Source organism: Caulobacter sp. GW821-FHT10C03 (assembly GCF_059415485.1).
Genome location: NZ_JBWKNI010000005.1, coordinates 253,639 through 266,383, shown reverse-complemented (window position 1 = coordinate 266,383; position 12,745 = coordinate 253,639). Strand labels below are relative to the sequence as shown.

Annotated in this window: 12 protein-coding genes and 1 tRNA gene; 10 read left to right on the top strand and 3 right to left on the bottom strand. The window is 69.7% G+C overall.

Annotated features, from left to right (window positions below; all coding sequences use genetic code 11):
• Positions 1-7: 7 nt before the first annotated feature.
• The 5 genes from coaD to AC07NG_RS08855 all read left to right on the top strand — a co-directional run bounded on the left by coaD (position 8) and on the right by AC07NG_RS08855 (position 3,647).
• Positions 8-496 (top strand): pantetheine-phosphate adenylyltransferase, encoded by a 489-nt coding sequence (gene coaD / locus AC07NG_RS08875; protein ID WP_110120905.1) that lies wholly within the window; start codon positions 8-10, stop codon positions 494-496.
• A 236-nt stretch (positions 497-732) separates the two neighbouring features.
• A complete protein-coding gene (locus AC07NG_RS08870) occupies positions 733-1,590 on the top strand; it encodes a peptidylprolyl isomerase (protein WP_494593400.1) in 858 nt (285 codons plus the stop codon).
• A gap of 12 nt (positions 1,591-1,602) precedes the next feature.
• Positions 1,603-2,487: a peptidylprolyl isomerase gene (locus AC07NG_RS08865; RefSeq protein WP_492856003.1), complete on the top strand. Its 885-nt coding sequence runs from the start codon at positions 1,603-1,605 to the stop codon at positions 2,485-2,487.
• A gap of 68 nt (positions 2,488-2,555) precedes the next feature.
• Complete coding sequence (locus tag AC07NG_RS08860; RefSeq protein WP_110120902.1) at positions 2,556-3,023, top strand: peptidylprolyl isomerase; 468 nt, start codon at positions 2,556-2,558, stop codon at positions 3,021-3,023.
• 51 nt (positions 3,024-3,074) lie between these two features.
• Positions 3,075-3,647, top strand: a complete 573-nt coding sequence (locus AC07NG_RS08855) for an HD domain-containing protein (protein ID WP_494593398.1) — start codon at positions 3,075-3,077, stop codon at positions 3,645-3,647.
• On the opposite strand, the gene AC07NG_RS08850 is transcribed toward AC07NG_RS08855, so the two are convergent.
• A complete protein-coding gene (locus AC07NG_RS08850) occupies positions 3,634-4,614 on the bottom strand; it encodes an endonuclease/exonuclease/phosphatase family protein (RefSeq protein WP_492856005.1) in 981 nt (326 codons plus the stop codon). The two genes, AC07NG_RS08855 and AC07NG_RS08850, sit on opposite strands and share 14 nt — an antisense overlap.
• 147 nt (positions 4,615-4,761) lie before the next feature.
• Here AC07NG_RS08850 and queA point away from each other — a divergent pair, with 147 nt between their 5' ends.
• Positions 4,762-5,868: a tRNA preQ1(34) S-adenosylmethionine ribosyltransferase-isomerase QueA gene (queA, locus tag AC07NG_RS08845; protein ID WP_494593396.1), complete on the top strand. Its 1,107-nt coding sequence runs from the start codon at positions 4,762-4,764 to the stop codon at positions 5,866-5,868.
• Positions 5,869-6,984, top strand: coding sequence for a tRNA guanosine(34) transglycosylase Tgt (tgt, locus tag AC07NG_RS08840; RefSeq protein ID WP_494593394.1), 1,116 nt, complete (start codon positions 5,869-5,871; stop codon positions 6,982-6,984).
• Positions 6,985-7,761: 777 nt separating this feature from the next.
• Here the strand turns inward: tgt and AC07NG_RS08835 are convergent.
• Together AC07NG_RS08835 and AC07NG_RS08830 are read right to left on the bottom strand one after the other, a co-directional pair.
• Positions 7,762-8,580, bottom strand: a complete 819-nt coding sequence (locus AC07NG_RS08835) for a hypothetical protein (RefSeq protein ID WP_494593392.1) — start codon at positions 8,578-8,580, stop codon at positions 7,762-7,764.
• A gap of 183 nt (positions 8,581-8,763) precedes the next feature.
• A tRNA-Lys gene (locus tag AC07NG_RS08830) sits at positions 8,764-8,838 on the bottom strand.
• A 227-nt stretch (positions 8,839-9,065) separates the two neighbouring features.
• Between AC07NG_RS08830 and AC07NG_RS08825 the strand changes: the two genes are divergently transcribed.
• The 3 genes from AC07NG_RS08825 to AC07NG_RS08815 are packed head-to-tail and all read left to right on the top strand — an operon-like array spanning position 9,066 to position 12,738.
• Entirely contained in the window at positions 9,066-10,316 is a 1,251-nt protein-coding gene (locus AC07NG_RS08825) for a rhamnogalacturonan acetylesterase (RefSeq protein ID WP_494593390.1), read from the top strand.
• Positions 10,317-10,324: 8 nt separating this feature from the next.
• On the top strand, positions 10,325-11,299 hold the full coding sequence (locus AC07NG_RS08820) for an alpha/beta hydrolase (protein WP_494593388.1): 975 nt from the start codon (positions 10,325-10,327) through the stop codon (positions 11,297-11,299).
• Positions 11,296-12,738 (top strand): rhamnogalacturonidase, encoded by a 1,443-nt coding sequence (locus AC07NG_RS08815; RefSeq protein ID WP_494593386.1) that lies wholly within the window; start codon positions 11,296-11,298, stop codon positions 12,736-12,738. The genes AC07NG_RS08820 and AC07NG_RS08815 overlap by 4 nt, the downstream gene beginning before the upstream one ends.
• Positions 12,739-12,745 lie beyond the last annotated feature (7 nt).

Here is a 12,745-nt window from a genome sequence, read left to right as displayed (position 1 = left end):
GGGTTTCATGCGCATTGGCCTCTATCCCGGGACGTTCGACCCGGTCACCAACGGTCACCTCGACATCATCGGTCGAGCGGTCAAGCTGGTCGACCATCTGGTCATCGGGGTGGCTGTGAACATCGGCAAGAACCCCCTGTTCACGCTCGAAGAGCGGGTCGCCATGCTGCAGCGCGAGACGGCCCATCTGGGCGGCGCGGTGATCGAGGTCCGGCCGTTCGACAGCCTGCTGATCCACTTCGCCCGCGAAGTCGGCGCCCAGATGATCGTCCGCGGCCTGCGGGCGGTGGCCGACTTCGAGTACGAATTCCAGATGACGGCGATGAACCAGCAGATGGATCGCGAGATCGAGACCGTCTTCCTGATGGCCGACCCGCGCCACCAGGCCATCGCCTCCCGCCTGGTCAAGGAGATCGCCTCCCTCGACGGCGAAGTCGGCAAGTTCGTCACGCCCGGCGTGGCGGCCGAACTGATCGGGAAGATCAAGAACCGCTGACGCCCCTCTCCCTGAAGGGGGAGGTGGCCTCGCGGAGCGAGGTCGGGTGAGGGGGCTCTCAGAACCGTCCGCGCGACCCCTCATCCGACGGCCTTCGGCCGCCACCTTCTCCCGCAAGGGGAGAAGGATTGTGGGGCCGCCCACAAGTCGTCGAAATCGTCGGCGCATATCGGCAGCGCTTGTCGTACCGCTTCGCGCGCTTTAACGCGGAGCGGGAGATCTGTTCGGGGAAATCCATGAAGTCTGCGTTCCGCGTTCTCGGCGTCGCCGCCCTGGCGCTCGTTTCGGCCTCGGCCGCGCCCATCGCCGCGTCGGCTCAAGTCGCTGGCCAAGTCGCCGAATGGCGCACGCCCGACCCGCAGAACGTGCTGGTGGTCGAGACCAACAAGGGCCGCATCGTCGCCGAGCTGGTTCCCGAAGCCGCGCCCGGCCACGTCGAACGGGTGCGCGAACTGGCCCGGGCCGGCTTCTACGACGGCCTGACCTTCTTCCGCGTCATCGACACCTTCATGGCCCAGACGGGCGATCCTAAGAACGACGGCACCGGCGGCTCCGACAAGCCGGATCTGACGGCCGAGTTCACCTTCCGCCGCGCCGGCACCGGTGGTTCGTTCGTGCCGGCCGGCAAGCTCGGCTCGCTGGAGACCGGCTTCGTGGGGCCGCTGGCCGTGACCAGCCAGTCGTCGATGCTGGCGGCCATGACCGCCGACGGCAAGGTGCAGGCGTGGGGGAACTTCTGCCCCGGCGTGCTGGGCATGGCCCGCGCCGGCGATCCCAACAGCGCTAACAGCCAGTTCTTCTTCATGCGCCAGCACTACCCGTCGCTGGACAAGACCTACACCGCCTTCGGCCGTATTCTGTCGGGCCTCGACGTGGCGCGGGCCATCAAGGCCGGCGAGCCCGTGGCCGATCCGCAGGACAAGATGATCAGCGTGAAGGTGCTGGCCGACATCCCGGCCGACAAGCGCCCGACCGTGCAGGTGATGGACACCCGCAGCGCTGCCTTCGCCGAAGTGCTGAAGAAACGTCAGGCTGAGCTTGGCGTCGGCTTCAACATCTGCGACGTGGAAGTGCCCGCCAAGGTCAGCAAGTAAGCCGAGGTCCTGATGCGCCTGCCGATCGCCGTCGCCGCCGTCTCCCTGGCCGCCTTCGCGGCGGTCGTCCCGGGGGCGCAGGCCGCGTCCAAGGCCAAGCGGGCCAAGGCGGTCGCGGTCGTGGCGGCTTCCGGTCCCAAGGCCGCCGACTGGCGCGCGCCGGCGCCGGAAACGGTGATGGTGATCGACACCAATCGCGGCCGCATCCTGGTCGAGCTGATCCCCGAGGTCGCGCCCGCCCATGTGGCGCGCCTGCAGGAGCTGACCCGGGCCGGCGTCTATGACCGTCGCACCTTCTTCCGGGTCATCGACCGGTTCATGGCCCAGACCGGCGATCCGGAGGACACCGGGCAGGGCAATACCGACAAGCCCAACCTGAAGGCCGAGTTCACCTTCCGCCGCGACCAGGACCTGCCGTTCGTCGTCGCCGCCTCGCCGGCGGGGACTGAGGTGGGCTTCCTGAAGTCGTTGCCGGTGGTCAGCCAGGGCTGGGCCTGGAGCACCATGACCAGCGACAAGAAGGTCGCCGCCTGGGGCACCTATTGCCCGGGCGTGGTCGGCATGGCCCGCGACGACGCGCCCGACAGCGCCAACAGCCAGTTCTTCCTGATGCGCCAGCCCTATCCGTCGCTGGACAAGCGCTACACGGCCTTCGGCCGGGTGATCTCGGGCCTCGACGTGGTGCGGGCGATCAAGACCGGCGAGCCGGTGGCCGATCCGCAGGACGAGATGACCACGGTGCGGTTGCTGGCCGACATCCCCGAGGCCGAGCGCCCGAAGGTGAAGGTGATCGACCCGAAGGGCGCCTGGTTCCAGGGCCAGATCGCCGCCGTTCGCAAGGCGCGCGGCGCGGATTTCTCGGTCTGCGACCTCGAGGTTCCCGTCGAGGTTCGGTAACCGGCTGGTTCACAGCCGCTGTTCGACGGGCTAAAGAGCGCCCAATATTCCACTCCGAAGGGACGACCATGTCGGCTGACCTCGAAAACACCCTGATCCTGACGCTGGAGACCGGCCCGGTCACCATCACCCTGCGTCCCGACCTGGCGCCCGGCCACGTCGAGCGGATCAAGGAACTGGTCCGCGAGGGCTTCTATGACGGCGTCGTCTTCCACCGCGTGATCCCGGGCTTCATGGCCCAGGGCGGCGACCCGACCGGCACCGGCCGCGGCGGTTCGTCCAAGCCCGACCTGAAGGCCGAGTTCTCGGCCGAGCCGCACGTCCGCGGCGTCTGCTCGATGGCCCGCACGCCGGATCCGAACTCGGCCAACAGCCAGTTCTTCATCGTCTTCGACGACGCCACCTTCCTCGACAAGCAGTACACCGTCTGGGGCGTGGTCAGCGAAGGCATGGAGCACGTCGACAGCCTGCCGAAGGGCGAGCCGCCCCGCGCGCCGGGCAAGATCGTCAGCGCCAAGATCGCCGCCGACGCCTAAGTCAAAGAGGGCCCCTTCGGAAACGGAGGGGCCCTTTTCTTTGGAGGCGGCATGACCGTCTATCCTTCCCTCCCGCGCGAGGCCTACCAGGAGCCTCATCGGCGCTATCACACGCTGGTCCATATCGAGGACTGCCTGGCGAGGCTGGCGGCGCTGCCGGACCTGGATCCGCATGAGCGCGAGCTCCTGGCGCAGGCGATCTGGTGGCACGACGCGGTCTACGACCCGCTTAGACCCGACAACGAGGCCCGGAGCGCCGAGCTGGCGCGCCAGGCCATGGTCGCCACGGGCGTCCCGGAAGCCGACATCGCCGAGATCGAGCGGCTGATCCTGCTGACCAAGGGCCACACGGTCGAGCCCGGTGACCGGCTGGGCGCGCTGTTGGTCTCGATCGACCTGTCGATCCTGGGCGCGTCGCCAAGGGTCTATGCCGACTATGCCCGGGCCATCCGCGAGGAGTACGCCGCCGTGCCCGAAGACCTCTATCGGGCGGGCCGGGCGCGGGTGCTGGAAAGCTTCCTGGCCGCGCCGACACTGTTTCCCGACTCCGGCTTCGCGCAGGCGCTGGACGCCGCGGCCCGCCGCAACCTGGCCGACGAGGTCGCCGCGCTCAGCTCCGCTTGAGCAGGATCACCACCGGCCGGTGGTCCGAACCCAGGTGCGGGCCGCGCTTGACCGAGACCGTCTTCCAGTCCTTGCCCGCATAGACGTGGTCGATGGGCATGAACGGGAAGGGGGCCTTGAACAGCCGGGTGAAGGCGCCAGAGGGCCAGGAGGCCAGGGCCAGGGTCCGCCGCTCCAGGCCGAAAAGCTTGTCCTGGCGGCGCAGGCTCCACGACCAGGGTGTGGAGTTGAAGTCGCCGGCGACGATCATCGCCCGCTTGTCGAAGCCGCCCAGCATCTCGGCCAGGCGACGGGTCTGCACCTGCTGGCGGCCGGCGGGGATCGGCCAGACATAGTGGGTGGCGACCACGGTGAACGGCCCCTTCGGGTCGGCCAGGGTGGCCCAGGCGGCCGAGAACGGCCGGTCGCGGTCATAGACGCCGCCCCGGGCGACCATCTTCTTCTTGCTGAAGATCCAGGTGTCGCAGGGCCGGGTGTTGCCCACGCACGAGACGACGAACGGATAGAGCCGGCGCAGCGGGCCGACCAGGGCCCAGGCGCTGCCGCCGCCCTCCTCGACGAACAGCACGTCGGGATCCTGGGCCAGCACCCATTCGAGGGCCTCGGTCGGGTCGTCGTTGGAGGCCCAGGCGTTGAACTGGACGATCTTCAGCGTCGCGGGACCGGGATCGGCCTTGCGGGTCTGGGCGGCGATCAGTTCGGGCGCCATCAGGCCGCCATGGGCCAGCAGGGCCAGGACGCCCATCGCGACGATGGCCCAGCGCTCGCTTCGCCGCGAGACGACCGCGCCGACCAGGGCGCCGGCCAGGGCCAGCACCAGCCAGATCGGGGCGAAGTGGTTGGAGATGTCCAGGCGGTCGCTGAAGGCGCCGGCCAGCCCCGTCAGGCCCAGCGTCAGGGCCAGCAGGACCAGCATCAGGGCGCCGCCGCGGAAGAAAAGCCGGACGAGGTGCAGGATCAGTTGCATGCCCCATGCCTTAGCATGGCTTGGCGACGGCTGTGTAAGCCGGCCGACGATCCTGGCCTTTGGAAAGGCGGTTGCACGGTCGCCGGGCGCCGTGCGGCGGCCGCGCGCCTTGACCTCGCCGCCCCTTCGTGGCCTTGAAGCCGGCCCATGCGCCTTTCCGACTTCGACTTCGACCTTCCCGACGACAGCATCGCCCTGCGCCCGGCCGAGCCGCGCGACAGCGCGCGCTTTCTCGTCGTGCGTCCGGGGCAGGGGCTGGCGGACCACATCGTCCGCGAGCTGCCCGATTTCCTGCGCCCCGGCGACGCCCTGGTGTTCAACGACACCCGCGTGATCCCGGCCCGTCTGTCGGGCCTGCGCGAGGGACGCACGACCGGCGGGGCCGACGGTACGCCCGTCGCCGTCGAGGCCACCCTGCATCGCCGCATCGCGCCGGACCGTTGGAGCGCCTTTATGCGCCCGGGCAAGCGGTTGAAGGCCGGCGACCGCGTGGCTTTCGCCGCCCAGGGCTCGACGCCCTGCGAGGCCGAGCGGCTGGACGCGACCGTTGTCGAGAAGCACGAGGGCGGCGAGGTCGTGCTGGCCTTCGACCTGTCGGGGCCGGACCTCGACATCGGCATCGCCCGGCATGGGATGATGCCGTTGCCGCCCTACATCGCCGCCAAGCGGGCGGAGGACGACCGCGACCGCGCCGACTACCAGACCGTCTACGCCCGCGAGGACGGCTCGGTGGCCGCGCCGACGGCGGGCCTGCACTTCACGCCAGGCCTGCTGGAAGCGCTGAAGGCCAAGGGCGTCTCGCTGCACTTTGTCACCCTGCACGTGGGCGCGGGCACCTTCCTGCCGGTGAAGACTGACGAGGTTTCGGAGCACAAGATGCACGCCGAATTCGGCGAGGTCTCCGCGCAGACGGCCGACGCCCTGAACGCCGTGCACGCCGCCGGCGGGCGTATCGTCTGCGTGGGCACCACCAGTCTGCGGCTGATCGAGAGCGCCACCGGCGAGGACGGGGTGATCAGGCCGTTCGCCGACGAGACGGCGATCTTCATCACGCCGGGCTACCGCTTCCGGGCGGTTGACGTGCTGATGACCAATTTCCACCTGCCCAAGTCGACCCTGTTCATGCTGGTCAGCGCCTTCGCGGGGCGGCAGGCGATGCGCGCGGCCTATGAGCACGCCATATCGACGGGCTATCGCTTCTATTCCTATGGGGACGGCTCGCTGCTGTTCCGCGCCGAACCAGAGACCGTCTAGATGGCCGCCTTCCCCTTCGAGATCCAAGCCACGGACGGCAAGGCCCGCACGGGCGTGCTGAAGACCCCGCGCGGGGACATCCGCACCCCGGCCTTCATGCCGGTGGGCACGGCCGGCACGGTGAAGGCCCTGACGGTCGACCAGGTCAAGGAAACCGGCGCCGACATCATCCTGGGCAACACCTATCACCTGATGCTGCGGCCGACGGCCGAGCGGGTGAAGCGCCTGGGCGGGCTGCACAAGTTCATGCGCTGGGACAAGCCGATCCTGACCGACAGCGGCGGCTTCCAGGTGATGAGCCTGTCGGGGATCAGCAAGGTCACCGAAGAGGCGGTGACCTTCGCCAGCCATATCGACGGTACCAAGCACGTGCTTTCCCCGGAGCGGTCGATGGAGATCCAGGCCGACCTGCTGGGCAGCGACATCGTCATGCAGCTGGACGAATGCGTGGCCTGGCCGGCGGAAGAGGCCAGGGCGCGCCAGGGCATGGAGCTGTCGGCGCGCTGGGGCCTGCGCTCGAAGACGGCGTTCGGGACGCGCGATACGCAGGCGCTGTTCGGCATCCAGCAGGGCTCGACCTTCGAGAACCTGCGCCGCGAGTCCTCGGAGCGCCTGCAGGAGATCGGCTTCGACGGCTACGCCATCGGCGGTCTGGCAGTGGGCGAGGGCCACGAGGCGATGTGCGAGGTCTTGGACTACGCACCCGGCCTGCTGCCGGTCGACAAGCCGCGCTACCTGATGGGCGTGGGCAAGCCGATCGACCTGGTGGAAGCCGTGGCGCGCGGCGTCGACATGTTCGACTGCGTGCTGCCGACGCGTTCGGGCCGCCACGGCCAGGCCTGGACCTGGGACGGGGCGATCAACATCAAGAACGCCCGCTTCGCCGAGGACGAGAGCCCGCTGGATCCGACCAGCGACTGCCCGGCCAGCCGCGACTACTCCAAGGCCTATCTGCGCCACCTGTTCAAGGCCGAGGAGATCCTCGGCCAGGTGCTGCTGTCGTGGCACAACATCGCCTTCTTCCAGGCCCTGACGGCGGCCATGCGCGCCGCGATCGCCGAAGGGCGGTTCGAGCAGTTCCGCCGCGAGTTCGCGGCGCGGCAGAAGGGCGGCTGACGCCTGGCGGCGGACCCCCCTCCGGCCCTCCGGGCCACCTCCCCCAGAGGGGGAGGATCTGGCCAGCGCGGCGCTCTTCAAGATGCTCCCCCTCTGGGGGAGCTGTCGCGGAGCGACTGAGGGGGTAAGCACGGCGGTTCGTCCTCGCGCTTTCGCTACGAGTTGATCGGAGAGGGCGCGGGGCGTCCGGGCCTCGCCCGGAGCTGATTGTGTAATACCGTTTCGACGAAGCTGGAAGCCCCGCGCGATCGTTGTGCCTCAGGCCGGGGCGCGCGGGCCTCTTCCGCCCTTCACCCCTTCCCCGCGCAAGGCTCCCCCGTTCATGCGGCCAGAAGTGCGTCAGGGCGCGAACCCTTGGACGGGCGGAGGTCCATACCGACGGACCAACCGATAGGCGGGTTTACGTCCCCCGCCTTCTCACCCGCTCGATCGCATCACCGTCGCACGCTTCGGGCCGGATCCTTGCGCCCTCTCCCTGCGACGGGACAGCTCTGATTATGCAGCGGGTTTCAGCGCGTCTGATCCAGAGCGCTGAGAAAGTTGTAAGCGGCTGGATTGGTTGGGGTTTGGTCTGAGGTCACGGGGGATAGACGCCCGACAATCCCCGTCAGCCCTCATCTCCGTAAAATCCCCGCAAAAGCGGGGGCCCAGGCTTTTTCTGAAACCCGCGGCGCTCGACGATAAAACACCTGGGTCCCCGCTTTCGCGGGGATTTTACGGGGGAGAGGGGCGCTCCCCCTCCGCCGCTCCGCGACACCCTCCTAGAGGGGTAGGGTCCTACCCCACCGGTCCCTGCGGACCCGTCGGCGGCGCGGGCTGCACCGGGGTCGGGGCGGCCGGGACCACGGGGTAGCGGGGTTTGCGTTTGGCCTTGGCGGTTTCGGCCGGCGTGGGTTCGGCCGGGGGGGCGTGGACGTCGGGGATGGGCTCGACCGTTGGGCCGACCACCGAGGGCGCCGGCTTGGGCGGCGGGGGCGGGGGAGCGTCATTGCCGCCCATGAACGGGAAGCGGCGCTTCTTGGGCTCGGGCTGGGGCTCGCCGCGGTGCTGGGGCGTGGCCGGCGGCATGCAGCCGCGCGCTTCGCCCAGGCCCTTGAGATAGGCGCGGCGCACGGCGCCTGAGGCCATGGCCGACTGGACGAGGCGGTCGTGCTTTTCGGCGCCGGTCAGCTTGCGGACCCAGCCGCGCATCGGGATCAGGTCCTGGGCGGCGCTGGCCATGGCGCCGAGGGCGGCGTCGCCGGCGGCCTTGCGGCCCCGGTCCATCAGGTCCTCGTCCTCGCCGGGCGGGACCTGGTCCATGTCGATGCCCAGGGCCGCGTCGAGCGGCTTGATCAGGGCGGTCAGCTGGCCGCAGCTGGAGGGCATGGGCCGGGCGTAGGGATCCTGCATGGCCTCCAGCAGGGCGGGCGGGATCTTGGTGCGCATCAGGTTGACGTCGCGCAGGGGCGCGGTCACCGCGCCGCCGATGCCGTCCTTGTTGGCCTCGGACGTGGTCTGGATCTTTTCGGGCGGCGGCTCCGGGGCCGGTTCACGGGTGCTGGCGCAGGCGGCGAGCAGGGGAAGCGCGGCGGCGAGGAGGAGCAGACTTCGCATGACGTGACCCTAACGCGCCTGAAGCCAACTCGTCATCCGCCGTTGAAGACGAATCGAGCGGGGCTTCCGAATGGTTGAGCCGAGTTGGCCTCGAACCAAGGCGCAGTTTGGGCGGGAGGGGCGTCGCGGGCGCCCGGGTCCCCGAAGGGGAAACTCAAAACACGTTGGATTTCAAAGGGAAGGTGGTGGGCCGGCTGGGATTCGAACCCAGGACCATTCGATTAAAAGTCGAATGCTCTACCACTGAGCTACCGGCCCGCTGTCGACACGGGGGTGGCCGTGAGAAGCGGCGCGGAACATAGTCGGGCCTCCCATGCGTCGCAAGCCGCGTTTCGTCGGATCGGTCCGGCGGGTCTCACTATTTATCCCACATATTGGTTTGATGTGGCGGCATGTGAAATATCTTGCGCTGAGCGCCGATATTCGGGAATGGTCCGGCGAAGAACGGCGGCCGTCAGCCGCGCGCGAGGGGGAGACCGACGAGGATGCAGCTGAAGCGACGCAGCGTTCTGGCCGGCCTGATTCTGGCGCCCGCGACCGCCGCCCTGGCGGGAGAGACGCCGATGACCGCCCTCAAATTCGACTTTACCAGCAAGCCGCGCGAGGGCTGGACGGCCGTCGCGGCCGATCGCCTGTACGACCCCGCCGCCGGCTACGGCTTCGAACCGGGGGAGGGGCGCTCGTTCTCGGTCGCGGTTCCGGAAGGCGACTGGCGCGTAACCCTGGAGGTGGACGGCGGCGCCGACCTGACCGTGAAGGCCGAATCCCGCCGGCTGATGGCCGAGCAGATCCGCACCAAGGCCAAGGAGCGTCGCGAGGTGGTGTTCGTCGTGAACACCCGTAACCCCGCCCTGCCGCCGCCGCCCAAGAACGCCCCGGGCGGGACCGAGGTGATCCTCAATCCGCGCGAGAAGGGCACGCCCAACTGGGACGACAGGCTGACCGTCGAGTTCTGCGGCCCGGCCCCCAAGGTGGCGCGGATGAGCGTCGAGCCGGCCAGCGTGCCGCGCGTCTTCCTGCTGGGCGACTCCACGGTCACCGACCAGCCCTTCGAGCCGGCGGCCGGCTGGGGTCAGATGCTGCCCAGGTTCTTCGCCCCGACCGTGTCGGTGGCCAGTCACGCCGAGTCCGGCGAGACGATGAAGTCGTTCCTGATGGAGCACCGGCTGGACAAGGTGCTGAGCCAGACGCGGGCCGGCGACTTCGCGCTGATCCAGTTCGGCCACAACGACCAGAAGGAAAACTGGCCCCAGACCTATGTCGAGGCGGCCACGACCTATCGCGACTACCTCAGGGCCTATGTCGGCGAGTTCCGGCGCAGGAAGGCCACGCCCGTGCTGGTGACCTCGATGCATCGCCGGCGGTTCGACGCCGAGGGGCGGATCATCAACACGCATGGCGACTATCCGGCGGCGGTGCTGGCGGTAGGCCAGGAACTGGGCGTGCCGGTCATTGATCTCGCGGCCATGAGCAAGGTCTTCTACGAGGCCCTGGGGCCGGCGCAGGCGCCCAAGGCCTTCGCCGACGGCGGCAAGGACATCACCCACCACGACAACTACGGCGCCTATGAGCTGGCGCGGTGCATCGTGGAGGGGATCAAGGCGGGCGTTCCTGAGCTGGCGCGCCATCTCAGCGCCGACGTCGGATCGTTCGATCCGGCCAGGCCGACCCCGCCCGACAGCTTCGTCATGGCTCCCAGCGCGGCGCGCAGCAGCGCGGCCCTGCGCGGAAATTGAGGTATCCGATGATCGACCGTCGCTCCCTCCTGGCCCTGGCCGGCGCGACCGCCGCCAGCCCGGCCCTGGCGCAAGGCGCCGCTGAGGCTCCGAAGCCGACCGCCTCGCTGCTGGAGATCCAGCCGATCTGGCCGGGCAACGCCCCGGGCGGCGAGAAGGTCACGGCCAAGGAGCAGGTGATCCTGCGCACGCCGGGCGGCGATCCCAACGACACGGCCTTCCTGCACATCACCGATCCGGTGCTGATGATGCGCCGGCCCAAGAACCCCAATGGCGCGGCGATCCTGATGATCCCGGGCGGCGGCTATGTGCGGGTGGCGGTCAGCAAGGCCGGCGGAGCGATCGACCAGTGGATCGCCGACCAGGGCGTGACCGCCTTCGTCATGACCTATCGCCTGCCGGCCGACGGCTGGGCGGCGGGACCGGACGTGGCCCTGCAGGACGCCCAGCGGGCCATCCGCATCATCCGCTCGCGGGCCGGCGAGCTGGGCCTGGATCCCGAGCGGGTCGGGGTCATGGGCTTCTCGGCCGGCGGTCACTTGGCCGGGCGGCTGTCGACCCAGTTCAAGCGCCAGACCTATGCGCCGATCGACGCCATCGACACGCTGTCGACCCGGCCGTCGGTGGCGGGGCTGTTCTATCCGGTGGTGACCATGCAGCCGCCGTTCGCTCACGGCGGCTCGCTGAAGGAACTGCTGGGCGCCGACGCCTCCGAAGCGCGGCGCAAGGCGATCTCGCTGGAACTGGACGTGCCGGCCGACACGCCGCCGACCTTCATCGCCACCGCCGCCGACGACAAGGTGGTGCCGGCCGACAACAGCTTGCTTCTCTATTCGGCCCTGCGCAAGGCCGGGGTGCCCAGCGAGCTGCACATGTTCGAGAAGGGCGGCCACGGCTTTGGCCTGACCGGTCCCAAGGGCCTGGACATGAGCTGGCCTCAGCTCTTGCCGCCGTTCCTGCGCCGGCACGGCCTCTACACGTGACCTTCGACGTCCGGAGCTTCGGGGCCGTCGGCGACGGGCAGGCGCTGGACACCGACGCGATCAACGCCGCCATCGTGGCGGCGTCCGGAGCCGGCGGCGGGACCGTGCGGCTGCCGGCCGGGCGTTACCTGAGCTTCTCGATCCGGCTGGCCAGCGGTGTGACCCTGCAGCTGGACGAGGGCTGCGTGCTGGTCGCCGCCGATCCGGCGCGACACGGCGGGGCTTATGATCCGCCCGAGGACAATCCGCACGACCTCTACCAGGACTTTGGTCATAGTCATTGGCGCAACAGCCTGATCTGGGGCGAGGACCTGGAGGATGTCGCCATCGTCGGTCCGGGCCGCATCGACGGCGAGGGCCTGACCCGCGAGGGGCCGGGCTCGCGCTGGCGCCAGCAGGCCGGCGAGTTTCCGCTGAGCATGGTGGGTCTCTCGGCCGAAGCCATGGCCGAGCTGGTGCCCGAGCGGGCGGCGATGATCGGCCAGGGCAACAAGTCGATCGCCCTGAAGCGTTGCCGAGGCGTGCGGCTGTCGGGCTTCACGATCCATCGCGGCGGCCATTTCGCGCTGCTGGCGACGGGCTGCGAGGACCTGGCGATCGAGACCCTGTTGATCGACACCAACCGCGACGGGCTCGACATCGACGCCTGCCGGCGGGTGCGGATCGCTCACTGCCGGGTCAACACCCCCAACGACGACGCCATCGTGCTGAAGGCCTCGATGGCCCTGGGCGAGGCCCTGCCGACGGAAGACGTCGAGATCGTGGGCTGCCACGTCTCGGGCTTCGACCTGGGGACGGTGCTGGACGGCAGCCTGGGGCGCACGCAAGCGATCGCGCCGGACCAGGACCGGGTCACCGGCCGCATCAAGATCGGCACCGAGAGCAACGGCGACTTCCGCCGCATCCGGATCAAGGACTGCCTGCTGGAGCGCTCGCGCGGGCTGGCGCTGGAGACGGTCGACGGCGGGACCATCGAGGATGTCGAGATCGAGGACGTGCGGCTGGTCGAGATGACCAGCGCGCCGCTGTTCCTGCGGCTGGGCGCGCGGCTGCGCGGGCCGGAGGGGACGAAGGCCGGGGCGCTGCGCCGGGTGCGGGTGCGCAATCTTTCCGGAGCCGAGGCGCGGGCCGACCTGCCGGTGATCCTGGCTGGCCTACCGGACGCGCCGATCGAGGACGTGCGGCTGGAGGGGTTGGAGCTGTCGTTCCTGGGCGGGGCCAAGGCGGCGGGCGTCGAGCCGCCGGACCTGGCCGACGCCTATCCCGAGCCCAGGATGTTCGGCGATCCGCCGGCCTGGGGCCTGTGGGCGCGGCACGTGAAGGGCCTGTCGATCGACGGCCTGGCGCTGAACGCGAATCTGGACGCCCGCGCGCCGGTGCGGATCGACGGCAAGATCGTGCCGCTGGACGCCTTCGCCCGCGCGGCGGCGGTCGGCTAGCCGACGC

What these genes read in the sequence shown, in the direction of transcription:
- AC07NG_RS08825 (WP_494593390.1), top strand. Translation starts at nt 9,066, where the DNA reads ATGCAGCTGAAGCGACGCAGCGTTCTGGCCGGCCTGATTCTGGCGCCC.
- coaD (WP_110120905.1), top strand. Translation starts at nt 8, where the DNA reads ATGCGCATTGGCCTCTATCCCGGGACGTTCGACCCGGTCACCAACGGT.
- AC07NG_RS08850 (WP_492856005.1), bottom strand. Translation starts at nt 4,614, where the DNA reads ATGCAACTGATCCTGCACCTCGTCCGGCTTTTCTTCCGCGGCGGCGCC.
- AC07NG_RS08835 (WP_494593392.1), bottom strand. Translation starts at nt 8,580, where the DNA reads ATGCGAAGTCTGCTCCTCCTCGCCGCCGCGCTTCCCCTGCTCGCCGCC.
- queA (WP_494593396.1), top strand. Translation starts at nt 4,762, where the DNA reads ATGCGCCTTTCCGACTTCGACTTCGACCTTCCCGACGACAGCATCGCC.
- AC07NG_RS08855 (WP_494593398.1), top strand. Translation starts at nt 3,075, where the DNA reads ATGACCGTCTATCCTTCCCTCCCGCGCGAGGCCTACCAGGAGCCTCAT.
- AC07NG_RS08870 (WP_494593400.1), top strand. Translation starts at nt 733, where the DNA reads ATGAAGTCTGCGTTCCGCGTTCTCGGCGTCGCCGCCCTGGCGCTCGTT.
- AC07NG_RS08820 (WP_494593388.1), top strand. Translation starts at nt 10,325, where the DNA reads ATGATCGACCGTCGCTCCCTCCTGGCCCTGGCCGGCGCGACCGCCGCC.
- tgt (WP_494593394.1), top strand. Translation starts at nt 5,869, where the DNA reads ATGGCCGCCTTCCCCTTCGAGATCCAAGCCACGGACGGCAAGGCCCGC.
- AC07NG_RS08860 (WP_110120902.1), top strand. Translation starts at nt 2,556, where the DNA reads ATGTCGGCTGACCTCGAAAACACCCTGATCCTGACGCTGGAGACCGGC.
- AC07NG_RS08865 (WP_492856003.1), top strand. Translation starts at nt 1,603, where the DNA reads ATGCGCCTGCCGATCGCCGTCGCCGCCGTCTCCCTGGCCGCCTTCGCG.